Below are 26,269 nucleotides of genomic sequence, written 5' to 3' on the forward strand. Positions count from 1 at the left end.
CAGCCAACAGGCCGTTAACACGCTATGTCTCCACTTAGCAGCGGCTAAAAGGAGTGGTCCGGCGGCGTTGCGCTTTAGCCGCGAACGCTTCGAGACGCAGCAAAAGCTTCGCGGCTAAAGCTGCGCCTACAGGGGTGGGCAAACACTCCAGCTCAGGCGCCTCATGCCTCCACCATAGCCAAGGCCTCTTCCACATCCACGGCGACCAAACGCGAACAACCCGGTTCATGCATGGTTACGCCCATCAGTTGATCGGCCATTTCCATGGCGATCTTGTTGTGGGTGATATAGATGAACTGCACTTTTTCCGACATTTCCTTGACCAACCGGGCATAACGCCCGACGTTGGCGTCGTCCAGCGGCGCATCCACCTCGTCGAGCATGCAGAACGGCGCTGGATTGAGCTGAAAGATGGCGAATACCAGGGCCAATGCCGTCAGCGCTTTCTCGCCACCCGAGAGCAGATGGATGGTGCTGTTTTTCTTGCCCGGTGGGCGCGCCATGATTGTCACCCCTGTATCGAGTAGATCTTCGCCGGTGAGTTCCAAATAAGCGTTGCCGCCGCCGAAAACTTTGGGAAACAGGGCCTGCAAACCGCCGTTGATCTGATCGAAGGTTTCCTTGAAGCGGTTGCGGGTTTCCTTGTCGATCTTGCGGATGACGTTTTCCAAAGTATCCAGCGCCTCGACCAGGTCGGCATTCTGTGCATCCAGGTAGCGTTTGCGCTCGGATTGCTGCTGGTATTCGTCGATGGCCGCCAGGTTGATCGGGCCGAGACGCTGAATCCGCGCGGCCAGGCGCTCCAGCTCATCTTCCCAGGCCTTTTCACTGGCCTCGCCGGGTAACGTCGCGAGCACGCCGTGCAGGTCGTAATTGTCTTCCAGCAACTGATCCTGCAGGGCCTTGCGCCGTACGGTCAGTGCTTGCCACTCCATGCGCTGCTGCTCCAGCTGACCGCGTAACAGCTGGGATTGCTGCTCGGCCTGGGTGCGACGCTTCTCCGCATCACGCAACTGGAGGTCGGCGTCTTCCAACGCCAAGCGGGCCAGTTTGAGTTCGTCTTCCACTGCCATGCGCTTATCGAGCAACTCTTCGAGCTTCAGACGCAGCTCTTCCAGGGGTGCCTCGCCCTCTTCCAGGTTGAGGCTGAGCTGTTCGCGCTTCTCGTGCAGGCGCTCGGCCTGCGATTCGAGACGCTCCAGCGCCTGGCGGGTGGAATCATGCTGGGCCTTTAGCGAGCCCAGGCGTACGGCCAACTGATGGGCGTGGTCCTTGTGCGCTCTAGCCTCCTGGCGCACCCGGTCGAGCCGTTCGCGCAGGGCATCGCGGCTGGCCAGCAGGCTTTCGCGCTGTTCATGGTCGGTGGCCATGGCGTCGAGGGCATCTTGCAGTTGCAGACGTGATTCGCTCAACTGCTCCTGCTCGATTTCGCGTTGCTCGGCCAGTTCGAGCAGCTCGCTGTCGAGGCGGCGACGGCGCAGGGTCAATTGCTCGACCTTGGCCTGCCCGGCGGACAGCTGCGCCTTCAGCTCACCGAGACGGCGGGCCTGATCCTGCAATTGACGACGCTGCTGCTCACGCAGTTCCTCCTGCTGCCCTTGGCTTTCACGCAAGTGCAGCAAGCGCTCATCGAGCAGCGCCAGCGCCGCCTCGCGCTCTTCGCGTTGCAAACCCAGGCGTTCGATTTCCTGACCACGCGCCAGCACGCCGCTTTCCGCTTCGCTGGCGCGGCGTACCCGCAGAAAATGCCGGCCGACCCAGTAACCGTCGCGACTGATCAGGCTTTCGCCTTCGCCCAGGCTGCCGCGAGCGGCCAAGGCATCGTCCAGGGTTTGCACTGGTTTGACTTTGGCCAGCCAGGGCGCCAGATCGATACTGGCTTCGACCTTGTCCAGCAGACTGCCGGCGACCGGCACGCCGCCGCGATTCGGGCTGGCCAGGCGTAGGTCGCCCAGGGCCAGGCTGCTGAAATCCAGGCCATTGAAATCGTCCAGCAGCACCGCTTGCAGGTCGGCGCCAAGCACGGTTTCCACCGCCAGCTCCCAACCAGCCTCGACGCGCAGCCCTTCGGCCAGGCGCGGGCGCTCGCTCAAGTGCTGTTCACGCAACCAGTCGCCCGCGCCCTTGCCTGGATCGAGCGCCGCCTGCTGCAGGGCTTCCAACGAAGCCAGCCGGCCATTTAGGCGCTGTAGTTCGCCTTGCGCCTGTTGCTGGGCCTGGCCGGCTTGCTGCAGCTCGGTGCGCAGGTGTTGCAGGCGCTCGGCTTGCTGTTCTTCGGCAAGCTGCAGGTCTTCCAGGCTCAGTTCGCTAACGGCAATCTGCTCGCTCAGCTCGACAATGGCCGCGTCTTCCGGGTCGGCGGCCAATTGCTGCAGCTCATCCGCGAGGCGGCGTTGACGCTCGGCCAGACGCTCCAGACTGAGTTCCAGCTGCTGGATACGTGATTGCTCCACCTCGGCCTGGCGGCGCGGTTCGGCACTGCGCTGGTTGAAGCCGTCCCACTGCTCCTGCCAACCCTGCATGGTGGTTTCGCATTGTTCCAGCACGACTGCGGCCTCTTCGGCAGCGGCGGCGGTCAGCTCCTGCTCGGGTTCGAGCATGCTCTGTTCTTCGCCCAAGGTGGCCAGCAGGGTGCGGTCGTGGCCCAGGTGCGATTCGGTTTCCAGTCGCGCGCGCTCTGACTCGCGCAGATCGTCCTGCAATTGGCGCAAACGCTGCTGGCCATGCTGGATGCTCTGTTCGACCCGGGCGATATCGCCACCGACCGAATAGAAGCGCCCCTGTACCAGATTGAAGCGCTCGCTCAGTTCATGATGGCCATCGCGCAGGCGCTCGATGCTGGCATCGGCGTTGCGCTGTTCGGCGACCAGCGCCTCGAAGCCGACTTCCTGATTGCCGATCACTGCTTCACGCTGACCGACCTGTTCATTCAGTTCCTGCCAGCGCAAGGCCGTCAGCTGAGCTTTCAGCTGGCGTTCTTCGGCCTTGTATTCCTGGTACTTCTCCGCCGCCTGGGCCTGGCGGTGCAGACGCTCGAGCTGGCGCTCCAATTCTTCACGCAGGTCGCTCAGACGTGCCAGGTTCTCGTAGGTGCGGCGGATACGGTTCTCGGTCTCGCGGCGACGCTCCTTGTACTTGGAGATACCGGCGGCTTCCTCGATGAAATTGCGCAAATCTTCGGGCTTGGCCTCGATCAGCTTGGAGATCATGCCCTGCTCGATGATCGAGTAGCTGCGTGGGCCCAGGCCGGTGCCGAGGAAGATGTCGGTGATGTCGCGCCGGCGGCATTTGGTGCCGTTGAGAAAATAGGTGTTCTGGCTGTCGCGGGTCACCCGGCGGCGGATGGAGATTTCGTTATAGCTGGCGTACTCGCCGGTCAGGGTGCCGTCGGAGTTGTCGAAAATCAGCTCGATGGACGCCTGGGTCACCGGCTTGCGCGTGTTGGAGCCGTTGAAGATGACATCGGTCATCGACTCGCCGCGGAGGTTCTTCGCCGAGCTCTCGCCCATTACCCAGCGGACGGCGTCGATGATGTTGGATTTGCCGCAACCGTTAGGCCCGACCACCGCCGCCATGTTGCTCGGAAAGCTCACCGTGGTCGGGTCGACGAAGGACTTGAAGCCAGCCAGCTTGATGCATTTAAGCCGCATGTGCAGTCATCCTTGGCGCTCGTCCAGGGTTGCCAGGACCAGTTTGCAGTTGTGCTCGCCATAAGCCAGCAGCACTTCACGGGCGCGCGAGTGATCGCGGGCGATGATCGCCTGGAGCAACTCGCCGAAGGTGTTGAGGAACTGCCCCATTTCGCTTTTGCGCCGTTCCAACGCCAGATAATAGGTACGACTGATCGCCGGCAACAGGTTCTCCACGGTTTCCTGCAGATAGGGGTTATTCGAGAACGGATACGCCGCGCGCATGATGTTGAAACTGTCCTCGACGAAAGCATTGATGTCTTCGCGCTGCAGACTGCCGAGCAGACGCTGCTGGATAACCCGAAACGGTGCTAGATCGGCCTCGACCTGCCAACCATCTGCCACCGCTCGGGCCAGCAGGATGTACAGCTCGATGACTAGGTCGTAGAGGCTCTTGACGTTGTGCGGGGTCAGCTCGCTGACCTGAGCGCCGCGGCGCGGCAGAATGACGATCAGGTGGCGACGCTCGAGGATCAGCAGCGCCTCACGCACCGAACCACGGCTGACGTTGAGCGACTGGGTAACTTTCTGTTCCTGAATACGCTCACGCGCCTTCAATTCACCACGAATGATGCGTTCAGCGAGGTGATGAGCGATCTGTTCGGCGAGGCTATCCGGTGCCTTGAACGTCATGGAAATCCTAGGCTCTATCTGACCTATTTAGGGCAAGCGGCGTAGCTGCCTGCCCCCGCCAAGCATGGCGATGGGCGGCTAAGCGCAGGGCGCGAGTGTAACACAGGGTGTTACCGGGCCAAGGCTGACTGAGTCAGGCTTTCAAAGCAAAAGGTGGGCTGCCAAGGGATAGCACAACCAATAGTTGTCCTACAATCCTACCAGCCGCCTGATTCAACAATACAAGTCGGAGCCCCCATGTTCGAACGCCTGCCCTCCAACTGGATGCTTACCATCAAAAGCATCGGCTATTGGTTCTGGTTGATCCCCGTACTGGGCATCCCCCTGAGCGATTACTGGTCATTGAACAGCCAAGGATGATTGTTCTGGCACTGTTCCCGCCGCTATGGCGTGCGGTGATGAACCCACGGATACGCGCCGACTATGCCGGCGAAGAGCATCAACTGACCTAATCTCTGCTGCACAGCAAAAACACCAAGGCCACACCCTTGGTGTTTTTTACTGCCTGCGCTTTAGCCTTTGCAGTGCATGCAGGGCTGGCACAAAAGCGGTTAGTGCTTAAGCGAACAGCCAGGTTTTTCGCACTCATAACTGAATCGCATGACAACTGCTTGACCAAAGAGCCAAATATTTGTTGACCCAAGAGTCAGAAAACTCTAGATTTGCCCCATGCCGAGCCGTGTCTAAACGCCGCACGCTGCTGCGCTGGTGTTCTAGTAGGTCTGATACGACAACAATAAAGTGCCTGGAGGTCGCCCTTGATCCAGTTTTTACTCTACCGGGAGCTGCGTACTGAGCATGCCCTCGACCCTAACGTCACCGTGCTCCAGTACTTGCGTGAGCATGTCGGCAAACCCGGTACCAAAGAAGGCTGCGCCTCAGGCGATTGCGGCGCCTGCACCGTGGTGGTCGGCGAACTGGATGGCGAGCGCGTGCGTTATCGCACCCTCAACTCCTGCCTGACCTTCGTCTCCAGCCTGCACGGCAAGCAACTGATCAGCGTCGAAGACCTCAAGCATCAAGGCCAGCTGCACAGCGTGCAACAGGCCATGGTCGACTGCCATGGCTCTCAGTGCGGCTTCTGCACGCCGGGCTTTGTGATGTCGTTGTTCGCCCTGCAAAAGAACAGTAACGGCTTCGACAAGGCCGACACTCTGGAAGCCCTAGCCGGCAATCTGTGTCGCTGCACCGGCTACCGGCCGATCATCGACGCCGCCGCACAGGCCTGCTGCCAGAAGCAGCCGGACCAGTTCGACGCTGCCGAAGCCGAGACTGTCGCCCAGCTGAAGGCCATCGCCCCGCGCGAAACCGCCGAGCTCAACAGCGGCGACAAACGCTGCCTGCTGCCGCTGACCGTCGCCGACCTGGCCGATCTCTATGCCGCCAACCCGCAAGCACGCCTGCTCGCCGGCGGCACCGACCTGGCCCTGGAAGTCACCCAGTTCCATCGCGAACTGCCGGTGATGATCTACGTCGGCCATATCGAATCGATGAAGCGCGTGGATGTGACGGCCGAGAGCATCGAGATCGGCGCCGCTACTTCACTGTCCGACTGCTACGCCGTGCTGGCCAAGGATTACCCGGACTTCGGCGAACTGCTGCACCGCTTCGCGTCCCTGCAAATCCGCAACCAGGGCACCCTGGGGGGCAACATTGGCAACGCCTCACCGATTGGCGACGCCCCGCCGCTGCTGATCGCCCTCGGTGCGCAGATCGTTTTGCGCAAAGGCAGCGACAGCCGCAGCCTGCCGATCGAAGACTACTTTCTCGATTACAAGGTGACCGCCCGCCAGGAAGCCGAATTTATCGAGAAGATCCTGGTGCCGCGCGCGCAGAGCACCCAGGCGTTTCGCGCCTATAAGGTCTCCAAGCGCCTGGACGATGACATCTCCGCGGTGTGCGCCGCGTTCAATCTGCGTATCGAAGACGGCGTGGTACGAGAAGCGCGCATCGCCTTCGGCGGCATGGCCGCGACGCCCAAGCGCGCCGCCGCCTGCGAGGCTGCGCTGACGGGGGCCGCTTGCGGCTCAGAAGCAATCGAGCGCGCCTGTACGGCGCTGGCCGAAGACTTCACGCCGCTCAGCGACTTCCGTGCCAGCAAGGAATACCGCCTGCTTATCGCGCAGAACCTGCTGCGTAAATTCTTTCTCGAGCTGCAAGCTCCTGAAGTCGAAACCCGGGTGACCGCCTATGTCTAGCCATCACAAAACCAGCAAGACTCAAGAAGAGCTGGCCGAGTTGTTCCGCGCCGAGATCACCACCGGCGTCGGCCGCAGCGTCAAGCATGACAGCGCGGACAAGCATGTGTCCGGCGAAGCCGTGTATGTCGACGACCGCCTGGAATTCCCTAACCAATTACACGTCTATGCGCGCATGAGCGATCGCGCCCATGCCCGCATCCTCAGCATCGATACCGCGCCCTGCTATGCAATTGCGGGGGTGGCCATCGCCATCACCAGCAAGGACGTGCCAGGCCAGCTGGATATCGGCCCGGTGGTCGCCGGCGATCCGTTGCTGGCCGATGGCAAGGTCGAATACGTCGGCCAGGTGGTCATCGCCGTGGCCGCCGACAGCCTGGAAAACGCCCGCAAAGGCGCCATGGCGGCAATCATCGAATACGAAGACCTTGAGCCGGTACTGGACGTAGAGGATGCCCTGCGCAAGAAGCATTTCGTCCTCGACAGCCACCAGCACAAGATCGGCGATTCTGCCTCCGCGCTGGCCAGCGCCCCGCGTCGCCTGCAAGGCAAGCTGCATATCGGCGGCCAGGAGCACTTCTACCTGGAGACCCAGATCTCCTCGGTGATGCCCACCGAAGACGGCGGCATGATCGTTTACACCTCGACCCAGAACGCCACCGAAGTGCAGAAGCTGGTCGCCGAAGTGCTTGGCGTACCGATGCACAAGATCGTCATCGACATGCGCCGCATGGGCGGTGGCTTCGGCGGCAAGGAGACCCAGGCCGCCGGTCCAGCGTGCCTGTGTGCGGTGATCGCCCACCTCACCGGCCAGCCGACCAAGATGCGCCTGCCGCGCATGGAGGACATGAGCATCACCGGCAAACGCCACCCGTTCTATGTGGAATATGACGTCGGCTTCGACGACAACGGTCTGCTGCACGGCATCCAGCTGGAACTGGCCGGTAACTGCGGCTATTCGCCGGACCTGTCCGGTTCCATCGTCGACCGCGCGATGTTCCACTCGGACAACGCCTACTTCCTCGGCAACGCCACCATCAATGGCCACCGTTGCAAGACCAACACCGCCTCGAACACCGCCTACCGCGGCTTCGGCGGCCCGCAGGGTATGGTCGCCATCGAGGAGGTCATGGATGCGGTCGCGCGCAGTCTGGGCAAGGACCCGCTTGAGGTGCGCAAGCTCAACTACTACGGCAAGACCGAGCGCAACGTCACCCACTACCACCAGACGGTCGAGCACAACATGCTCGCCGAGATGACCGCCGATCTGGAGGCCAGCAGCGAATACGCCCAGCGCCGCCGTGAAATTATTGAATTCAACAAAAAAAGCCCGGTGCTGAAGAAAGGCCTGGCGCTGACCCCGGTCAAGTTCGGCATCAGCTTCACCGCCACCTTCCTCAACCAGGCCGGCGCGCTGATCCACATCTACACCGACGGCAGCATCCACCTCAACCACGGCGGCACCGAGATGGGCCAGGGCCTCAATACCAAGGTGGCGCAGATAGTCGCCGAAGTGTTCCAGGTCGAAACCTCGCGCATCCAGATCACCGCGACCAACACCGACAAGGTACCGAACACCTCGCCGACCGCCGCCTCCAGCGGCACCGACCTGAATGGCAAGGCCGCGCAGAACGCCGCCGAAACCATCAAGCAGCGCCTGGTCGACTTCCTCGTACGCGAGTACAAGGTGACCCCGGAAGACGTCGAGTTCCGCAACGGCCAGGTGCGCGTGCGCGGGCAGTTCTTGTCTTTCGAGGAACTGATCCAGAAGGCCTACTTCGCCCAGGTCTCGCTCTCCAGCACCGGTTTCTACCGCACGCCGAAGATCTTCTACGACCGTGAAAAAGCCGCCGGCCGGCCGTTCTATTACTTCGCCTATGGCGCCGCCTGCGCCGAAGTGATCGTCGACACCCTGACCGGCGAGTACAAGATGCTGCGCACCGACATCCTGCATGACGTCGGCGCCTCGCTAAACCCGGCTATCGATATCGGCCAGGTGGAAGGCGCGTTCGTCCAGGGCATGGGCTGGCTGACCATGGAAGAACTGGTGTGGAACGGCAAAGGCAAGCTGATGACCAGCGGCCCGGCCAGCTACAAGATCCCGGCGATTGCCGACATGCCGCTGGATCTGCGGGTCAAGCTGGTGGAGAACCGCAAGAACCCGGAAGACACGGTGTTCCACTCCAAGGCCGTCGGCGAGCCACCGTTCATGCTCGGCATCGCAGTCTGGTGTGCGATCAAGGATGCGGTGGCCAGCCTGGCTGACTACCGCGTGCAGCCGAACATCGACGCCCCCGCCACGCCGGAGCGTGTGCTCTGGGGTGTGGAGCAGATGAAGAAACTGCAGCAAACCGCCAAGCCTGCTCACGCAGCAGCGGTTGAGCCGGCGTAACGCAATCCTCGAGCCCGGCGTACATCCGGGCTAGAGCCTGAATCCAACAGGTGTAAAACAATGACAAAACACACCGACGCGAAAACCCAACCGACACCGCCAGCGCCGGTTCCAATCTTGGATCCGTCGCCGAGCAACTGGCGCCTACCGCGCCCCGGACAACTGCCACCTACCTGGAGGCTGAGCAAATGAGCTGGATCAGTGCCCTCGCCGACCTGCAGCAGCAAGGTCAACCTTGCGTGCTGGTGACCATCATCGAAGAACGCGGCTCGACGCCGCGCAATGCCGGCTCGAAAATGGTGGTCACCACTGACCGCATCTTCGAAACCATCGGAGGCGGTCACCTGGAATACAAGGCGATGGAGCTGGCCCGCGAGATGCTCACCACACGCAGCCAGAACACCCGCCTGGAACGCTTCAATCTCGGCGCCAGCCTCGGCCAGTGCTGCGGCGGCGCCACCGTGCTGCTGTTCGAACCCATGGGCCAACCGCAGGCGCAGATCGCCGTCTTCGGCGCCGGCCATGTCGGCCGCGCCCTGGTGCCGCTGCTTGCCAGCCTGCCGTGCAAGGTGCGCTGGATCGACTCGCGGGAAAACGAGTTTCCCGAGCAGATTCCCAGCGGCGTGGAGAAAGTGGTCAATGACGAAGTGGTCGACGAGGTCGAGTCCATGCCGGCTGGCAGTTACTTTATCGTCATGACCCACAACCATCAGCTCGACCTGGAGCTGACCGCGGCCATCCTCAAGCGCAACGATTTCGCCTACTACGGGCTGATTGGCTCGAAGAGTAAACGCGCCAAGTTCGAACACCGCCTGCGCGACCGCGGCTTCCAACCGGAGGTGGTGCAGCGTATGCGCTGCCCGCTGGGTTTGCCCGAGGTCAAAGGCAAGTTGCCGATCGAAATCGCCGTATCCATCGCCGGTGAGGTGATCGCCACCTACAACGCGGCTTTCGGCCAGGACGTAAAAAAAGGTGAGACTTCCGTCGCCAAGCTGCTGCCCCACTCCCGTCGCGCCCAACCTTAGGCTGCGCCGCGCGCACTAATAACCCCGCATTGCCCGTGGTGTGCATGGCGCACCCGACGCAGCGCCAGCCCCAACATCGAGACGTAATAGATGACCAGCAATATGAAAGCCTACCGCGCCGCCATCCTGCACAGCCTTGCCGACCCAGCCGTGGTCGGCGTCGAGCAGTCCTACGAGTATTTCGAGGACGGCCTGCTGCTGGTCGAGGACGGTCAAATTGCCCAGGTCGGCCACGCAGCCGATCTGCTGCCCACGCTCAAGGGCGTTGAAATCACCGAGTACCCGGACGCGCTGATCACCCCCGGCTTTATCGATACCCATATCCATTATCCACAGACCGGGATGATCGCCTCCTACGGCGAGCAGTTGCTGGACTGGCTCAATACCTACACCTTCCCCACCGAGCGCCAGTTCGAAGACAAAGCCCACGCCGCTGATGTGGCCGGCATTTTCCTCAAGGAACTGCTGCGCAACGGCACCACCACCGCCCTGGTGTTCGGCAGCGTGCACAAGCAATCGGTGGACGCCTTCTTCGAGGCCGCCGAGGCGCTGAACCTGCGGATGATCGCCGGCAAGGTGCTGATGGACCGCAACGCCCCGGACTACCTGACCGACACCGCTGAGTCCGGCTACGCCGACAGCAAGGAACTGATCGAGCGCTGGCACGGCAAGGGCCGCCTGCACTATGCCGTGACCCCGCGCTTCGCCCCGACCAGCACACCGGAACAACTGACGCTGGCCGGCAGGCTTTTCCAGGAATATCCCGACCTGTATATGCACACCCACCTGTCCGAGAACCGTCAGGAGATCGAATGGGTCAAGGAGCTGTTTCCCGAGCGTAGCGGCTACCTGGACGTCTACGACCACTTCAAGCTGATCGGCGCGCGTTCGGTGTTCGCCCACGGCGTGCACCTGTGCGATGCGGAATGCCAGCGCCTGGCCGAAACCGGTTCGGCGGTAGCCTTCTGCCCCACTTCCAACCTGTTCCTCGGCAGCGGCCTGTTCGATTTGCCCAAGCTGGAACAGCACGGCGTGCGCGTCGGCTTGGGCACCGACGTCGGTGCTGGCACCAGCTTCAGCCAGCTGCAGTCGCTGAACGAGGCGTACAAAGTCATGCAGTTGCAGGGCAAAAAGCTCGACCCGTTCAAATCGCTGTACCTAGCCACCCTGGGCGGTGCCAACGCGCTGTATCTGGACGACAAGATCGGCAACTTCGCCAGCGGCAAAGACGCCGACTTCGTGGTGCTGGACTACAACGCCACACCGTTGATCAGCTATCGCATGCAGCAGGCCACGAGCCTGGCCGAGAAGCTGTTCGCCCTGACCATGCTCGGCGACGACCGCGCAATCAAGGAAACCTTCGCCGCCGGCCAGTCGGTGCATCGTCGGGATTGAGGGGCCGCAATCTCAAGGGTGGGTTAGCGGCGCATGACTAAAACGGCTGAATCCGGCCGAGTATTCGAGCGCTGCGTTGCCGACCGCGATTGCATGGCATGACGCGGGGTTAGATACATCGCGGTTGGGTTACGCGGTGCCTGAGACCCTGAGCCTAACCCTGCACCGCAACGCCCAACCCACGAAGCTACCCTACCGCCGAACGGATCGCCGTCCATAGGCAACAAAAAAGCCCCGAGGCTCACGCATCGGGGCTTTTTTGTTGCCACTGCAATCAACGGTTGGCGGTACCGCGTCCAGGCTTTTTCTTGGCGGTCTGCAACAGGTGCGAGAACACCGCGTGCAGGTCATCCGAGGCGCTCTCCTCGTCGAGGTTGAGCTTGCTGTCGATATGATCCATGTGATGCATCATCAGGCTCACTGCCTTGGTCGCATCGCGGGCCTCGATGGCATCGATCAGCTGGTTGTGCTCGTCGTAGGAGCAGTGCGAGCGGTTACCGCTTTCATACTGGGCGATGATCAGGGAGGTCTGCGACACCAGGCTGCGCTGGAAACTGACCAGCGGCGCGTTCTTCGCCGCCACGGCCAACTTCAGGTGGAACTCGCCAGACAGACGGATACCCGCACCACGATCACCACGGGAGAAACAGGTTTGCTCGTCCTTGACCATCTGGCGCAATTCGGCCAGTTGCTCGGCCGTGGCATGCACGACTGCCAATTCGGTAATTGCGCGCTCGACCATGCGCCGTGCATAAAAAATCTGCCGGGCCTCATTCACGCTAGGACTGGCTACCACCGCACCACGATTGGGTCGTAGCAGCACGACGCTTTCGTGGCCCAGGCGCGACAAGGCGCGGCGGATGATGGTGCGACTGACGCCGAAGATTTCGCCCAAAGCCTCTTCGCTCAGCTTGGTGCCCGGCGCCAGACGCTGTTCGAGGATAGCGTCGAAGATATGCGCGTAGACAATATCGTCCTGAGTCCCGCTATGGCTGCTTTTGCCGGTACCCGGCAGTTTCTTGAGAGGCTGCAATTGCTCGTTCATTCTGGCTCGCGTTAAAGAGGTTCGGCCTGTTCCGAGACTCTACTGCTATTCACCCAGTGACTGGCAAGCAGTACGTGGCGAAAAACAGAAAAAATACCGCCGCATTGTACACAATTCGATCAATTCGTACACGATATGCACAACCCTCGTGATACCACGCAATGGCTACTCAGCCCTCTCGGCCGTTGCCTGGCTTCCAGCGCAGCTGGATACCACTAAATTGATTTCTTATAAGAAACGGTTTTTCTGCCAAAAAAATCAGCTAAAGGCACCATTGGTCGTACTGATAGTCACGCAAAAACGCTCGCCGCAAGCACTGTAAAAATTCTGATAATTATTTTTATCTAACTGTTTTTAATAGTTTTTTTAATACGAAATGGAGGTAATTTTCGCGCTGAAAGCAGTGCAGCACACTCGCATGACATTGATCTCGCATCCGCTCGAAAACATAAAACATTATTTGCTTTTTTTGTATACAACATCATAATCGCACCAGTGTAGTTTTCTGACCTTATGGTCAACAAATGGCCAGTTAGCACACCCAAACACACCACCTACCTCAGAGAGCCGCAGCGTGCGCAATAACGACTCTGGGTGGTACACAACAAGAGAGATGAGGAGTACCCACTGTGGAAAGCGCTAAACAAGAACAACATGCAACTCACGCCCTAGGGTCGGTCAAACCTGGCCTGCTCGATCGCTTTTTCAAACTGACCGAACACCGCACCAACATCAAAACCGAACTGATTGCAGGCATCACCACCTTCTTCACCATGGTCTACATCATCTTCGTCAACCCCAACATCATGGCAATGGCAGGCGTAGATCAGGGCGCAGCCTTTGTCGCCACCTGTGTGGGCGCGGCCCTGGGTTGCTTCCTCATGGGCCTGTATGCCAACTGGCCAGTCGGCCTTGCGCCCGGCATGGGCTTGAACGCCTTTTTCACTTTTACCGTAGTCGGCGACATGGGCTATACATGGGAAATCGCACTGGGTGCGGTATTCCTCTCGGGCATCCTGTTCATGATCATGAGCCTGTCACGCATTCGCGAATGGCTGCTCAATAGCATCCCCATGAGCCTGCGCTTTGCCATGGGCGCCGGTGTCGGCCTGTTTCTCGGCCTGATCGGCCTGAAAACCGCCGGCATTGTGGTCGACAGTCCGGCTACCCTGCTGACTATGGGCAGCTTCGCCAATCCCAACGCGCTGCTGGCCGCCATCTGCTTCTTGCTAATCGCCGTGCTCAGTCATCGCAACGTGTTTGGCGCCATCCTGTTCAGCATGCTTGCGGTAACGGGCATTGGCATGGCCATGGGCCTGGTCGAGTACAACGGTGTGGTGTCGATGCCACCAAGCCTGGCGCCGACCTTCCTGGCGATGGATATCGCCGGCGCCTTCCAGATCTCGATGATCAGCGTGATTTTGTCGTTCCTCTTCGTCAACATGTTCGACACCGCAGGCACCCTGATGGGCGTTGCCCATCGTGCCAACCTGGTCGATGAAGACGGCAAGATCCAGAACCTCTCGCAAGCCCTGAAAGCTGACAGCACCTCCAGCGTGATTGGCTCTCTGGTCGGTTGCCCGCCCGTGACCAGCTACGTAGAAAGCGCCTCTGGCGTGGCCGCAGGCGGCCGTACCGGCCTGACTGCGGTAACCGTAGGTGTCTTGTTCCTGGCTGCGATGTTCTTCGCCCCACTGGCCGGTATGATTCCCGCCTATGCCACTGCTGGCGCACTGATCTATGTCGCCATGTTGATGATGAGCGGCCTGGCGCATATCGACTGGAAAGATCAGACCGACACCATTCCGGCGATCGTTACCGTGGTAATGATGCCGCTGACCTTCTCCATCGCCAACGGCATTGCCCTGGGCTTTCTGACTTATGCCTCGCTGAAGCTGCTGACTGGTCAACGTGACAAGGTTTCCGTCAGCCTCTATGTGCTGTGCATCATATTTATCGCCAAGTTCGCCTTCCTGTAACTGAAAGCTACTGCGCTCGCCTATGCTGCGTTGAAGTCAGGCTTAAAATGCTCATGTACAAAAGTACACTCCGCTTTTGCGCCTGACTTCGCCTTACCTAGCCATCGCTCGCTACGCTTTCAAAACAACGGGACATGAACTCAAGAAAAGCCAAAGCCCTGACACTAACGTCGGGGCTTCTGCGCATCTGGAGAGTACTCAATGAGTCTGGAAACCTGGCTGCTGTTCAGCAGCGCCGCACTGATCGTGATTCTGATCCCCGGGCCGCTGTCGTTGCTGATGGTCAGCAACAGCCTGAATTATGGCCTGCGCCGCTCGCTGCCAGCGTTTCTCGGCGGGGTATCGGCCTCGATCTGCCTGCTCAGCGCCTCGGCGCTTGGCCTTGGCGCCTTGCTATTGGCCTCAGAGCAGTTGTTCAGCGCCCTGAAGATCGTCGGCGCGCTCTACCTGTTCTACCTCGCCTGGCAGAGCTGGCAGGCCTCGCGCCAAGCGGCCCAGCCGGTAAGCACCGAGGAGCAAGCGATCAACCCGAGCTTTCAGAGCATGTTCTGGAAGGCCTTCGGCCTGGGCGCGAGCAACCCCAAGGACATTCTGTTCTTCGCCGCCTTCCTCCCGCAGTTCATGAGCGGCGAAAGGCCGATGCTGAGCCAGTTGCTGGTGTTGATTGCATCTTGGGCAGTACTCGATCTGAGCTGCAAGCTGTTCTATGGCCTCAGCGCCCGTGGCGCGGCGCGCTATCTGCGCTCGGGCAAAGGTCAGGTGTGGTTCAACCGGGTTAGCGCAGCCCTGTTTGGCGGTGCTGGCGCGGCTTCGTTGCTGAGCCGCTGATTGCCAAGCGTGTAGCGACGCACTTAGGCGCGGCTGCGGCACACCGTCAATACCGCCGCGCAACCCCAGCAAAGCTGCAGGTGTCAGCCACGCTAGCGCCGAGGCTGCGTCATCAGCCGGCAAGACGCTGGCGAAACAACGCCTGATGCTCACGGCATTGCTGAGCCGCCAGCAGGAACACACCATGGCCACCGCGCTCGAACTCCAGCCAGGTGAAGTCCACTTCCGGGTACAGGGCGCTGACATGCACCTGGCTGTTGCCAACTTCGACGATCAGCAAGCCCTTGTCATGCAAATGATCGGCCGCTTCGGCCAGCATGCGCCGTACCAGATTCAGACCATCCTCACCGCACGCTAGGCCCAGGGCCGGCTCGTGCTGGTATTCGACCGGCATGTCGGCGAAATCTTCGGCATCGACGTAGGGCGGGTTGGACACGATCAAATCGAAGCGCTGCCCCGGCAAACCGTCAAAGCCATCGCTCTGCACGGTGTAGACGCGTTCATCCAGCTGGTGGCGCTCGATATTCTGGTTGGCCACCTCCAACGCCTCATACGACAGGTCAGCCAATACCACCTCGGCCTCGGGAAATTCGTAGGCGCAAGCAATACCAATGCAGCCGGAGCCACTGCACAGATCGAGAATCCGTGCAGGTTCCTGGGTCAGCCAGGGCTGGAAATGTTGCTCGATCAGCTCGGCAATCGGTGAGCGGGGAATCAGCACGCGCTCATCGACGATGAATGGCAGGCCACAGAACCAGGCCTCGCCCAACAGGTAGGCGGTCGGTACGCGCTCCTCGATGCGACGCTTGAGCAAGGCTTGCAGATGCGCATGCTCGTCATCCTCCAGGCGGCAGTCGAGGTAGCTGTCGGCGATCTCCCAAGGCAGATGCACTGCACCCAGCACCAACTGGCGGGCCTCGTCCCAAGCATTGTCGCTGCCATGACCGAAGAACAGCTCTTCGCGATTGAAACAGCTGACAGCCCAGCGGATGTAGTCACGCAGGGTACGTAAACGAGTAGCAGTCACAAGAGTCTCTCCTGGCAAAAGTCGGGCAGTTTAGCCGAACCACTCGCCCTGCACGCAGGGACGAAAATAAATCGGCTAAGTCGAGCCCTGGCCACTGCCCGCGCACCAGGGGCTCCGATATAATTTGTAACGATTTCTCAACCCTTCCCTCTTCCTTCCGAGTTCCACCTCAAATGGTCATAGAACCCTTCTCGCTCACGGGCTTGCTCGTGCTGGCGATATTCCTGTTTGGCATGACGCTTATCGTTTTTGAAGCTCAATTGGAGATGGATAAATTCAAGCCTGCCATGTTCATGATGTCCGGCTTGATCGTAATCGGTGCCCACTACGCCATCAATGACCCCAACGGCTTCCAGTACTTCCTCCACGCGCAAAGCGAGGCCAAGGAAGAACTGTTCGGCCTGATCGCCTTCATGGCGTTCATGTGGATGATTGTGGAATTACTCAATGAGCGAAACGTGTTCACCGCCCTAAACGGCTACCTGATGCGCAAAGGCCTGGGAGCCAAAGGCATGTTCTGGGCCACCGGCGCACTGTCGGCGATGCTTTCGCCGTTTCTCAACAACATCACCACTGCGATGATCTTTGGCAAGACGGTGAAAAGCATCTCCACCAACCAGCGTTACACCCATGTGGCGCTGTGCAATATCGTCGTGGCGTCCAATAGTGGCGTGTGGTTTCTCGGCACCTCGACCAGCCTGATGGTGGTGTTGGCGGGCAAGATCAGCATCGCCGGGCTGTTGCTGTTGATTCCCTCGGCACTGATCGGTTGGCTGCTGTTCGCCGCCACCTTGCATTTCTTCTATTTGCGCAAGCTGGATGGCCAGGCCCTGATCCACCTGGCCGACCCGTCGGAAACCGGCCTCAAGCCCGGAGGCGCGGGGCTGGCCATCGTTGGTTTCTTCGCCGTGGTCGGCGCGGTGCTGTGCAACATCCTGTTCAAGGTCAGCATCGAATTCGCCATCGGTATCGGCCTGGGCCTGGTCGCGCTCTACGCTTGGCTACTGATGCGCCGAGGCATCGAGCTGCCCTGGCAGGATCAACTGCAGAAGGTCGAATGGAACGCCCTGCTGTTCTTTATCGGCATCATCACCTCGGTTGCCTGCCTCAACCACGTCGGCTGGCTGACCTATATCTCGCAACTGTTCGAGGTAATGAGCCCAACCGGGGTCAACGTGATTCTCGGCATCGCCTCGGGGGTCATGGATAACGTGCCGGTCGAAGCCGCAGCGCTGATGTCCAACCCGCAACTGGGGCTCGATCAGTGGGCACTGAACGCCTTGATGGTCGGGATTGGCGGCTCGTTGACCGTGGTCGGCTCGGCCGCCGGGGTCATGGCCATGTCGCTGGACAAGAGCTACAGCTTTGGCGTGCACCTGAAGTTCCTGCCGGCCATTCTGGTCAATTTCTTCGCTTCACTGGGCGTCTGGTACCTGCAGTTCCAGGTATTCGGCCTCTATTGACCGATCCGTGCCCGGTGACCTGCCGGGCGCTCACTCGGAGGTTGTGAAAATATCGAGCGCCGTAGCGAGAACGTCTGCTGGTGTTCGCGTAACGCAACACCAGCAACGGACGCCAGGGGGCGGTCGCAGTAGGCGAGAGTTTTTTCACAAACGCTCAGTTTTCTTGCGCCGCGGCGCGCGCAAGGATGGCTCATTCGGCTCGCGCCTGAGTTCACGAAATACCGCGATGGAAACCGCCAAGGCGAACAACAACCAGAAATGTGCGGAAAACAGTGACCACAAAGCCATAAGCAACTCCTTTTGCGTACGACTCCAGACCCTCTGGATTGGTTCGATGCTGTTCGTCCCCGCGTGAGCGCGCAGGGCTGCGCACCGAAGAGGTTCACAGCAGCCTCGCACAGGCGGACAATGGAGACTGTCGTCCGCGCCAGCGAGGAGTTAGGTCATGTCTCATCCGCAATCACTGTTTCAGCTCACAGGGCGCAGCCATGCCCCCGCCACCTTGGGCAATGCGACCCTGCTGATCATCGACGCCCAAGAGGAGTACCGCAGCGGCGTGCTGCAACTGCCAGGGCTCGATCCGGCACTCGCAGAGATCGCCAAACTGCTGACCGCCGCGCGTAACAGCGGCGCCTCTATCATCCACGTCAAGCACCTGGGGATTCCCGACGGCCTGCTCGACCCACGCGGCCCACGCGGCCACCACCTGCCTGAGGTGGCACCGCTGCCTGGTGAGATCGTGGTGGAGAAACGCATGCCCAACGCCTTCTCCGGGACCGAGTTACATGACCAGCTGCAAGCGCTTGGCCACCTCGACCTGATCGTCTGCGGCTTCATGACCCACTCGAGCATCAGCACCACGGTGCGCGCGGCCAAGGACTATGGCTATCGCTGCACGGTGGTCGATGCCGCCTGCGCCACCCGCGACCTACCGACACTGGATGGCAAGGTCATCAGCGCCGCCGATATGCACCGCGCAGAGATCATTGCCCTGGCTGACAACTTCGCGGCGGTGGTAGCGCAAGCCAGTTCCCTGATCTGAAGCGAACGACGAGCAAACCCAGACCAGCTCACATCCTGCGGCCATGCCTGGCATGCCGCCGGAACCACCACTCCACCTGCCGGTCATACCGCCGATACCCACTAAGGAAATCGGAATGAAGTTATCCGATGGTTTCGATGCTCGCCGCCTGCGCCCACGCGGGCCAAGCAGCTGGCGCATGCGCTTCGCCGCCATACTGGCAGCATTGCTTGCCGCCTTTGGCGTACTGTTGGCGATGGCCGGCGCAGCCAGCCTGCTCGGCCGGGCGCCGACACTTGGCGCACTGAACGATTCGACCGGTGCGGCGGCCGTCTTGCTGGTGGTCGGCCTGTTCCTGCTGTGGGCCGGCATCGCGATGTGGCGCCTGTGCCGACGCCGCCTGCGCCGTCCCAGCGATTTGAGCATGGCCCCGCATCTGCTGAAGAAACGCGACTGACCCTTGCTTCGATCGAGGCAGCACGAAAGCGCTCAGAGCGTGTGAAAATATCGAGCGCCGTAGCGAGAGCGTCTCCAGGTGTTCGCGGCATAGCGCAACGCCAGCTGCGGCCGCCTGGGGGCGGTCGCAGTAGGCGAGAGTTTTTTTCACAAGCTCTCAGCCTTGGTTACACTAGCGGCCTTCGCGGAGGCCCAGATGCAAGACAACACCAGAGAAGACAACGACAGCGCCCTGTTCAAAGCCGAGTTGCGCGGCGTCAAGCCGATCAAGCACGACCGCGCCGATACCGGCAAAGCCAAGCCTGACCGCAAACAGTTGGCCAGCCTACGCCAGGCGGCGACCGTGCGCGTGGATACGGTCAAAGTCGATGGCCTGTCCGACCAGTTCGTCATCGACGTCGGCGCCGAAGACCCGCTGTACTGGGCCGCCAATGGCGTGCAGGAAGGCCAGATGCGCAAGCTCAAACTCGGCCAGATCAGCTTCGATGGCAGCCTTGATCTGCACGGCATGACCGTGGAAAAAGCCCGCGACACCCTGTGGGAGTTTCTCGCCGAAGCCACCAAATTGGAAGTGCGCTGCGTGCGCATCACCCACGGCAAGGCCGTGCGCATGGATGGCCGTAAGCCGATGATCAAAAGCCACGTCAACACCTGGCTGCGCCAGCATCCACAGGTGCTCGGCTTCACCTCCTGTGTGGCCAAGCATGGCGGTACTGGTGCGGTTTATGTGATGCTCAAACGCACCATGATGGATGGCCGCGACGAGTGATAGCTGACGTCTCGAACCTGAACCTCACCCCTACCCTGCGCGCTAGCGTATTACCCCCGGATGCCACAGGAAGATCCATGTCCCTGGAACAGAATTACACCGCGATTCTTGGTCAATTAGGCGAGGATGTATCCCGCGAAGGCCTGGTCGATACCCCCAAGCGTGCAGCCAAAGCCATGCAGTATCTTTGCCGCGGTTATCAGCAAACCCTGGAAGAAGTCACCAACAACGCGCTGTTCAGCTCAGACAACAGTGAAATGGTGCTGGTCAAGCACATCGAGCTGTATTCGCTGTGCGAGCATCACCTGCTGCCCTTCATCGGCAAGGCCCACGTCGCCTACATTCCCAACGGCAAGGTGCTCGGCCTGTCCAAGGTTGCGCGGATCGTCGACATGTACGCGCGTCGCTTGCAGATCCAGGAGAATCTCAGCCGACAGATCGCCGAAGCCATCCAGCAAGTTACCGGCGCCCTTGGCGTCGCCGTGGTGATCGAGGCCCAACACATGTGCATGATGATGCGCGGGGTGGAGAAGCAGAACTCTTCGATGATCACCTCGGTGATGCTCGGTGAATTCCGTGACAACGCCGCCACCCGCAGCGAATTTCTCAGCCTGATCAGAAACTGATCAGCGTCATGCCATGAGAAAACCTGGCTAGCGACACTCATCAGTCAGACGCAGGCAAGCTGCTTTGGTAGGAGGGCCGTCCCGGCGCGATGCTTTTTGGGCTGCAGGCCAGGCCTGCGAGCCACTTTTGCCTCAGGACGCCCCCCTCCAGCCCTTGCCGATGTATCAGGCTACCCTCAGGCAAGACAAAGCCTTCGGCCTGATATCGCCAATCGAGTTGCCAGCACGCCTCCAGCCGCCACGTAGAGCCTGCACCCTCGCAGGCTCTAGCCCTCGGCTTCGCCCTGAAAATCCCCCATAAGCGGCGGCACATCCTCGGCGAACAAATGTGGATAGACCGCTGCCAAATGGCTGAAGAACAGCTCTTCCGGCACGTCTGCGAAGCGCCCATGGTCGAGCAGATACTCCATGTAACGCTGACCTTGCTGATTGAACGGATGGAATACGCTGTCACCAAGCCCATCGAACTCCAGCGGCGCCACCTTGAATACCCGACACAGCTCCAGGTTGAACGCCGGGGTAGCCTTGACCCAACGCCCCTGCAGATACAACTCGGTATAGCCGTGCATGGCAAACACCTCGCTGCGCAGCAACTCCAGCAACCGCGGGGTGGCCAGGTGGTTGCGCACATCGGCCAGACCGATCCGCGCAGGGATCCCGCAATGCCGCGCACAGGCTGCCAGCAGCGTGGCCTTCGGCACGCAGTAGCTCTCGCCACTGAGTAGCGCATGACTGCCTTTCAGTGTTTGCGGGTCTCGACTGAATACATAGGGGTTGTAACGAATGCCATCGCGAACCGCGTAATACAGCCTGACTGCCTGCTCAACCGGATCGCGGCTGCCGCCGCGCGACGCTTCAGCGAACTCAATCAGCGCCGGGTGGTCACTATCGATGCAGCGGCCGGGTTGCAGATATTCATGCATCGTTGTTCCTCCTGACGGAAAACCCAGTCTAACGACGCCGATCGAGCGCATGTCACGACAATCCGGCCAAGCTTGCCGCCCTTGTTGCCATCTTTGTGTGGATGGCGGCTAAACTCACCACTGGTTCTTTCCAACTCGTCGTCACGGAGGATTTTGCATGCTCGCAGTCTGGTTGCTCATTCTGGTCGTTGCTACGGCCTACCTGGCCCACCGCCGCACCGCACCGCTGCCCGCTCTCGGCATGGTTGCCGGGTATCTGGTTCTCATGGGCCTATTTAGTCACGCCCCAACCTGGCTTTTGGCTGTTTTCTGGCTCGTGCTCCTGGTAGTGGCACTACCGCTGGCGCTGCCGGAACAACGGCGAAAACTGTTCAGCGCACCGATGTTCGCCTGGTTTCAGCGGGTACTGCCGCCCATGTCGGCCACCGAACGCGATGCCATCGAAGCCGGTAGCGTCTGGTGGGATGGCGAACTCTTCAGCGGCCGGCCGGACTGGGACAAACTCCTGGCTTACCCCAAGGCGCAATTGAGCGAGGAGGAACAAGCCTTTATCGATGGCCCCACCGAACAACTCTGCGCGATGGTCAGTGACTGGGAAATCGGCCAGCAAATGGACTTACCGGCCAAGGCCTGGGAACACATCAAGCAGCATGGCTTTTTCGCCCTGATCATCCCCAAGGAATACGGCGGCAAAGGCTTTTCCGCCTACGCCCATTCCCAGGTAGCGATGAAACTGGCCACCCGCAGCGGCGACCTGGCATCCACCGTAATGGTGCCCAACTCACTCGGGCCGGCGGAGTTACTGCTGCACTACGGCACCGATGAGCAGCGCCAGCACTACCTGCCGCGCCTGGCGCGTGGCGATGACATCCCCTGCTTCGCCCTTACCGGCCCACTGGCCGGCTCGGACGCTGGAGCCATGCCCGACACGGGGATTATCTGCAAAGGTCAGTGGCAGGGCGAGGAAGTGCTCGGCTTGCGCCTGACCTGGGAAAAGCGTTACATCACCCTGGGCCCGGTCGCGACCCTGCTCGGCCTGGCATTCAAAGCCTACGACCCCGATCACTTGCTCGGAGAACAGGAAGACCTCGGCATCAGCCTGGCCCTGGTGCCCACCGACACGCCTGGGGTGGAAATCGGCCGCCGCCATCTGCCACTCGGCGCCGCCTTCATGAACGGACCGAACTCGGGGAAAGACGTGTTCATCCCGCTGGACTTCCTGATCGGCGGCCAGGACATGCTCGGCAAAGGCTGGATGATGCTGATGAACTGCCTGTCGGTGGGCCGTTCCATCTCTCTCCCGGCGGTAGGTACCGGAGCAGCCAAGTTCACCAGCCTGGTTACCGGCCAGTACAGCCAGATACGCGAGCAATTCAATGTACCGCTGGCGGCCTTCGAAGGTATTCAGGAGGCCCTGGCACGCATCGGCGGCAACGCCTGGCTGATGGACAGCGCGCGCATACTCACCGCCAACGCAGTGGATCTGGGCGAAAAGCCGTCGGTGCTCTCGGCGATTCTCAAATACCACCTGACCGAACGTGGCCGCGAATGCATCAGCCACGCCATGGACGTGCACGGTGGCAAGGGCATCATCATGGGCCCTAACAACTACCTGGCCCGTTCCTGGCAAGGCGCGCCGATTTTCATCACCGTGGAAGGCGCCAACATCCTCTCGCGCAATCTGATGATCTTCGGCCAGGGCGCGATTCGCTGCCACCCCTACGTACTCAAAGAAATGGCCCTGGCCGACCGCGAAGACCAACAGCAGGCACTGCTGGAATTCGACGAACTGCTGCTGCAACACATCGGCTTTGCCGTGAGCAACGCAGCCAGCAGCCTGCTCCTCAGCCTCGGCCTGGGCCGGTTCAGCGAGGCGCCGGGCGACAACCTCAGCCGTCCCTACTTTCGTGCACTGAATCGCCTGGCGGCAGCCTTCGCCCTGATTGCCGACTTGAGCATGATGCTATTGGGCGGCGAACTGAAACGCCGCGAACGGCTTTCCGCACGCCTGGGCGATGTACTCAGCCACCTGTACCTGGCCTCGGCGGCGCTCAAGCGCTACCACGACCTGGATTACCCGGCGCATTCACGCCCACTGCTGTGCTGGGCCATGGAAGAAAGCCTGGGCCACGCCGAGCAGGCGCTGGATGAACTGCTCAGCAACTTCCCCAACAAACTGCTCGGTTGCGCCTTGCGCGTACTGGTCTTCCCCTTCGGCCGTCGGCACAAAGGCCCGAGCGATGCACAGGATGCCCAGGTCGCCGAGATCATCGGACGCAACAGCGGCGATCCGGCCCTGGAAGAGTTGCTCGCCGGCTGCTACCGCCCACAGGCGGAGAACGACCCGGTGGCCGCCCTGCAGCAGGCGATGGATCTGTTGCAAAGCGTGCAACCCCTGCAGAAAAAACTGCACCAGGCACTCAAGGACGGCCAACTGCAGGAGGTGCCGGGACAGAGCCTGATCGACGCCGCAGCCAGTGCCGGTATCCTCACCGCAGAAGAAGCACAGAGCCTGCACCAGGCCGAAGCAGCGAGACGCGTGGTGATCGACGTCGACGACTTCGCCAAGGAAGAACTGAAGCTCGGCCGCGGCAAGGTGCGCTAGAGTCACTGTTTAGCGTCATGCTCCCGCAGACTGTGCCGTGCGCAGCAAGGGTGCTGGCGCACGGTGGATCCTACCCCGGCCTAGCGCAGTAGTTGTTCACGGCCAGGGACAGTGGGCGCGCAGAGCCTTATACTTGCGCGCCCGTTTTACCTACAGGATTTTTGTCATGGCCAACGCCCACCTCGACCATCACCTCGCCCTGCTCGCCCATCTGCGCACCATTCTGGTTGCCTTGGGCGAAGCCGAGCAGATTCTCGATGACAGCCATGCCATGTACCTGGAACGCTATGACGAATTGCTGGCCGATCTGCCGAACGATCCGGAAGCCAGCCTCTACCTCGGCCAGGATCTGATCAGCCAGATCTTCCAGCGCTACCCGCAAATCGCTCATCTGGTCCCGCGCGACCTGTTGTGGTTCTTCGGTGGCGACTGCCTGCATTTCATGCCCGACGAAGAAATCGAGATGTACCAGACGCTGGAAGAGCACCGCTTCGAAGCCCTGGAAAACGACGAGCCATTCGACTGGAATCAGGAAAAACAGCTGCTGACCATGCCCGTGCAAGGCAGCAAGCACTAGCAGCCTGTCGGACTTGAGTTCATGAACGGGGATATCAATAGTGAGGCGAAGCGATTCGCCCCACTATTGAGGTATTTCCAGGCTTTTTTGCCCCGAATTTCCTGAGAACGAGCGGGTTTAGTTCATTTCTACCCACACTGGACGGATTTGTGGCGCAAAACGGCCATGCGTTTCAAATTCCAGGCCAGACATACCAGGCGCCATTCGCCGCTCACCTTGTCCTTGCCTCGCAGCAGAAACTGGCGAAAACCCATGACCGACTTGATGATGCCGAACACCAGTTCCACCGTCTGTTTGCGCAGCGCATAGAGGCGGCGCCCCGGCTGGCTCTTGAGTTTGTGCGCCATGCGTTGTTGCACTGTGGCATCAGCGTCGAGCGCTGCCAGCTCCTCGAAGCGCGCTTTCCAGTGCGGGTGATGATCTTCGCGTGCCACCGCCAGGTAGGGCTCGATTCCCGCCGCCTCGCAGGCGGCGATGTTGCTTTCGCTGTTGTAGCCACAGTCCCCGAGCACCACGTTCACCTGACCCAATGACTCCGGTAGCGCCTTGAGCTCGGCCAGCATGGGGACGACTTGTTGCTTGTCGTTGCCCGCCTGAGTGAGGCCTGGCGCCACCACCAACAGGGTGTCGGTATCCACTGCGGCCTGGGCGTTGTAGCACTGTTCGAAGCCGCCGCCAGCCACCCGCATGATGCGCGAGTCTTCGTCGGTGAGGTTGATTTGGTCGTGTTCGGTAGGCCCTTCCACTGGGGCTTTGGGCGGCTTGCCGCCGGGCTTCTTGCCCGTTTCTGCCGTGCGCGCCGCACGCTTGGCAAGCTTCTCTTGGTAGGCGGCCTGATCCTGCTCGAAACGCGCACGGGCGCGCACCTCGATCTTGGCCTTCGCCGCGGCCATGGCGAGCAAGCGATCTTGCCGGCGTTTGATCTCGTCCGGCAGATCGATGCCGACGGGGAGCTCTGCCTGGTCGGCCCGTTCAGCCAGCGCCAGGAGCTCCTGCACTTCGGCCTTGAGCTGGCGTTCGAGTGTCTGGATATGGCCATAGGACAGTGCACTGTGGCGTGAGGCGTTGGCATGCAGCTTGGTGCCGTCGAGGCTGATGGTGCCGAGCTTGAGCAGCTTCATCTCGCCCGCCAGCTCCAGCACCTGAAGGAAGATGCCGGCCAACTCGTCGAGGAAGCGGCGGCGGAAGCTGGCCAGGGTGTCGTGATCGGGGTGACTGCCTGAGGCCAGGTAGCGAAAGGCGAGCGAGTCGTAAGTGGCGCGTTCGATCATACGGCTGGAAAAGGTGCCGGTGGCATAGCCATAGACCAGCAGACTAAGCAGCACCTCGGGGTGATAGGCGGCGCTGCCGCGTCCGCCATAACGCCGGGTGAGCGCACTCAAGTCGAGCCGTTCGATGGCTTCGAGAATGAAACGGGCCAGGTGGGCTTCTGGCAGCCAGTCATCCATCGATGGCGGGAGCAGGTAGTCAGTCTTGCGGTCGATCGGACGAAAGCGGCTCATGCGGAGGCATCGGCTGGGCGGTGTCGGGATTATCCTGGAATCCAGTGATTAAGTCCGACAGGCTGCTAGTAGCGCTAGCTGATAAACGAAAAAGCCCGCACGGCATTCCCGGCGGG

Annotated in this window: 21 protein-coding genes and 1 pseudogene; 15 read left to right on the forward strand and 7 right to left on the reverse strand. The window is 60.8% G+C overall.

Annotated elements, in window-relative coordinates; all coding sequences use genetic code 11:
- Positions 1-161: 161 nt before the first annotated feature.
- Positions 162-3,650, reverse strand: a complete 3,489-nt coding sequence (smc, locus tag VCJ09_RS15575) for a chromosome segregation protein SMC (RefSeq protein ID WP_324731055.1) — start codon at positions 3,648-3,650, stop codon at positions 162-164.
- A gap of 6 nt (positions 3,651-3,656) precedes the next feature.
- Positions 3,657-4,322 (reverse strand): GntR family transcriptional regulator, encoded by a 666-nt coding sequence (locus tag VCJ09_RS15580; RefSeq protein ID WP_324731056.1) that lies wholly within the window; start codon positions 4,320-4,322, stop codon positions 3,657-3,659.
- Positions 4,323-4,559: 237 nt separating this feature from the next.
- On the opposite strand from VCJ09_RS15580, the gene VCJ09_RS15585 reads away from it, so the two are divergent.
- The 6 genes and pseudogenes from VCJ09_RS15585 to guaD all read left to right on the forward strand — a co-directional run bounded on the left by VCJ09_RS15585 (position 4,560) and on the right by guaD (position 11,332).
- On the forward strand, positions 4,560-4,682 hold the full coding sequence (locus tag VCJ09_RS15585) for a hypothetical protein (RefSeq protein ID WP_324731057.1): 123 nt from the start codon (positions 4,560-4,562) through the stop codon (positions 4,680-4,682).
- A pseudogene (locus VCJ09_RS15590) lies at positions 4,679-4,774 on the forward strand (hypothetical protein); the annotation flags it as partial. The gene VCJ09_RS15585 and the pseudogene VCJ09_RS15590, both read left to right, overlap by 4 nt.
- A 306-nt stretch (positions 4,775-5,080) precedes the next feature.
- Positions 5,081-6,520 carry a xanthine dehydrogenase small subunit gene (gene xdhA, locus VCJ09_RS15595; RefSeq protein WP_324731058.1) on the forward strand — a complete coding sequence of 480 codons (1,440 nt, stop codon included), beginning with the start codon at positions 5,081-5,083 and terminating at the stop codon, positions 6,518-6,520.
- Positions 6,513-8,912, forward strand: a complete 2,400-nt coding sequence (gene xdhB / locus VCJ09_RS15600) for a xanthine dehydrogenase molybdopterin binding subunit (RefSeq protein WP_324731059.1) — start codon at positions 6,513-6,515, stop codon at positions 8,910-8,912. The genes xdhA and xdhB overlap by 8 nt, the downstream gene beginning before the upstream one ends.
- Positions 8,913-9,100: 188 nt before the next feature.
- A complete protein-coding gene (gene xdhC / locus VCJ09_RS15605) occupies positions 9,101-9,937 on the forward strand; it encodes a xanthine dehydrogenase accessory protein XdhC (RefSeq protein WP_324731060.1) in 837 nt (278 codons plus the stop codon).
- Between the two features lie 90 nt (positions 9,938-10,027).
- Entirely contained in the window at positions 10,028-11,332 is a 1,305-nt protein-coding gene (gene guaD / locus VCJ09_RS15610) for a guanine deaminase (RefSeq protein WP_324731061.1), read from the forward strand.
- Between the two features lie 274 nt (positions 11,333-11,606).
- Here guaD and VCJ09_RS15615 read toward each other — a convergent pair whose 3' ends face one another.
- Complete coding sequence (locus VCJ09_RS15615) at positions 11,607-12,377, reverse strand: GntR family transcriptional regulator (protein ID WP_324731062.1); 771 nt, start codon at positions 12,375-12,377, stop codon at positions 11,607-11,609.
- A 629-nt stretch (positions 12,378-13,006) separates the two neighbouring features.
- On the opposite strand from VCJ09_RS15615, the gene VCJ09_RS15620 reads away from it, so the two are divergent.
- Positions 13,007-14,356 (forward strand): NCS2 family permease, encoded by a 1,350-nt coding sequence (locus VCJ09_RS15620; protein ID WP_324731063.1) that lies wholly within the window; start codon positions 13,007-13,009, stop codon positions 14,354-14,356.
- A gap of 201 nt (positions 14,357-14,557) precedes the next feature.
- A complete protein-coding gene (locus tag VCJ09_RS15625; RefSeq protein ID WP_324731064.1) occupies positions 14,558-15,184 on the forward strand; it encodes a LysE family translocator in 627 nt (208 codons plus the stop codon).
- Positions 15,185-15,296: 112 nt separating this feature from the next.
- Here the strand turns inward: VCJ09_RS15625 and prmB are convergent, their stop codons facing one another.
- Complete coding sequence (prmB, locus tag VCJ09_RS15630; RefSeq protein WP_324731065.1) at positions 15,297-16,211, reverse strand: 50S ribosomal protein L3 N(5)-glutamine methyltransferase; 915 nt, start codon at positions 16,209-16,211, stop codon at positions 15,297-15,299.
- A gap of 233 nt (positions 16,212-16,444) precedes the next feature.
- Here prmB and nhaD point away from each other — a divergent pair, with 233 nt between their 5' ends.
- Positions 16,445-17,674, forward strand: coding sequence for a sodium:proton antiporter NhaD (gene nhaD, locus VCJ09_RS15635; RefSeq protein WP_324731066.1), 1,230 nt, complete (start codon positions 16,445-16,447; stop codon positions 17,672-17,674).
- Positions 17,675-17,818: 144 nt separating this feature from the next.
- Here nhaD and VCJ09_RS15640 read toward each other — a convergent pair whose 3' ends face one another.
- On the reverse strand, positions 17,819-17,962 hold the full coding sequence (locus VCJ09_RS15640) for a hypothetical protein (RefSeq protein ID WP_324731067.1): 144 nt from the start codon (positions 17,960-17,962) through the stop codon (positions 17,819-17,821).
- A 157-nt stretch (positions 17,963-18,119) separates the two neighbouring features.
- On the opposite strand from VCJ09_RS15640, the gene VCJ09_RS15645 reads away from it, so the two are divergent.
- The 4 genes from VCJ09_RS15645 (at position 18,120) to folE (ending at position 20,546) form a co-directional block, all read left to right on the forward strand.
- Positions 18,120-18,716 (forward strand): cysteine hydrolase family protein, encoded by a 597-nt coding sequence (locus VCJ09_RS15645; RefSeq protein WP_324731068.1) that lies wholly within the window; start codon positions 18,120-18,122, stop codon positions 18,714-18,716.
- 115 nt (positions 18,717-18,831) lie between these two features.
- Positions 18,832-19,152, forward strand: coding sequence for a hypothetical protein (locus VCJ09_RS15650; RefSeq protein WP_324731069.1), 321 nt, complete (start codon positions 18,832-18,834; stop codon positions 19,150-19,152).
- A 195-nt stretch (positions 19,153-19,347) separates the two neighbouring features.
- A complete protein-coding gene (locus tag VCJ09_RS15655) occupies positions 19,348-19,920 on the forward strand; it encodes a Smr/MutS family protein (protein ID WP_079202529.1) in 573 nt (190 codons plus the stop codon).
- A gap of 77 nt (positions 19,921-19,997) precedes the next feature.
- Positions 19,998-20,546: a GTP cyclohydrolase I FolE gene (gene folE / locus VCJ09_RS15660; protein WP_324731070.1), complete on the forward strand. Its 549-nt coding sequence runs from the start codon at positions 19,998-20,000 to the stop codon at positions 20,544-20,546.
- Between the two features lie 266 nt (positions 20,547-20,812).
- On the opposite strand, the gene VCJ09_RS15665 is transcribed toward folE, so the two are convergent.
- A complete protein-coding gene (locus VCJ09_RS15665; protein WP_324731071.1) occupies positions 20,813-21,469 on the reverse strand; it encodes a transglutaminase-like domain-containing protein in 657 nt (218 codons plus the stop codon).
- A gap of 157 nt (positions 21,470-21,626) precedes the next feature.
- Here VCJ09_RS15665 and VCJ09_RS15670 point away from each other — a divergent pair, with 157 nt between their 5' ends.
- Together VCJ09_RS15670 and VCJ09_RS15675 are read left to right on the forward strand one after the other, a co-directional pair.
- On the forward strand, positions 21,627-24,074 hold the full coding sequence (locus tag VCJ09_RS15670; protein WP_324731072.1) for an acyl-CoA dehydrogenase: 2,448 nt from the start codon (positions 21,627-21,629) through the stop codon (positions 24,072-24,074).
- Positions 24,075-24,240: 166 nt separating this feature from the next.
- Entirely contained in the window at positions 24,241-24,651 is a 411-nt protein-coding gene (locus tag VCJ09_RS15675; protein ID WP_324731073.1) for a PA2817 family protein, read from the forward strand.
- A 128-nt stretch (positions 24,652-24,779) separates the two neighbouring features.
- Here the strand turns inward: VCJ09_RS15675 and VCJ09_RS15680 are convergent, their stop codons facing one another.
- A complete protein-coding gene (locus VCJ09_RS15680) occupies positions 24,780-26,153 on the reverse strand; it encodes an IS1182 family transposase (RefSeq protein ID WP_324731074.1) in 1,374 nt (457 codons plus the stop codon).
- Positions 26,154-26,269: the final 116 nt, after the last annotated feature.

Source organism: Pseudomonas paeninsulae, assembly GCF_035621475.1.
Taxonomy (GTDB): Bacteria; Pseudomonadota; Gammaproteobacteria; order Pseudomonadales; family Pseudomonadaceae; genus Aquipseudomonas; species Aquipseudomonas paeninsulae.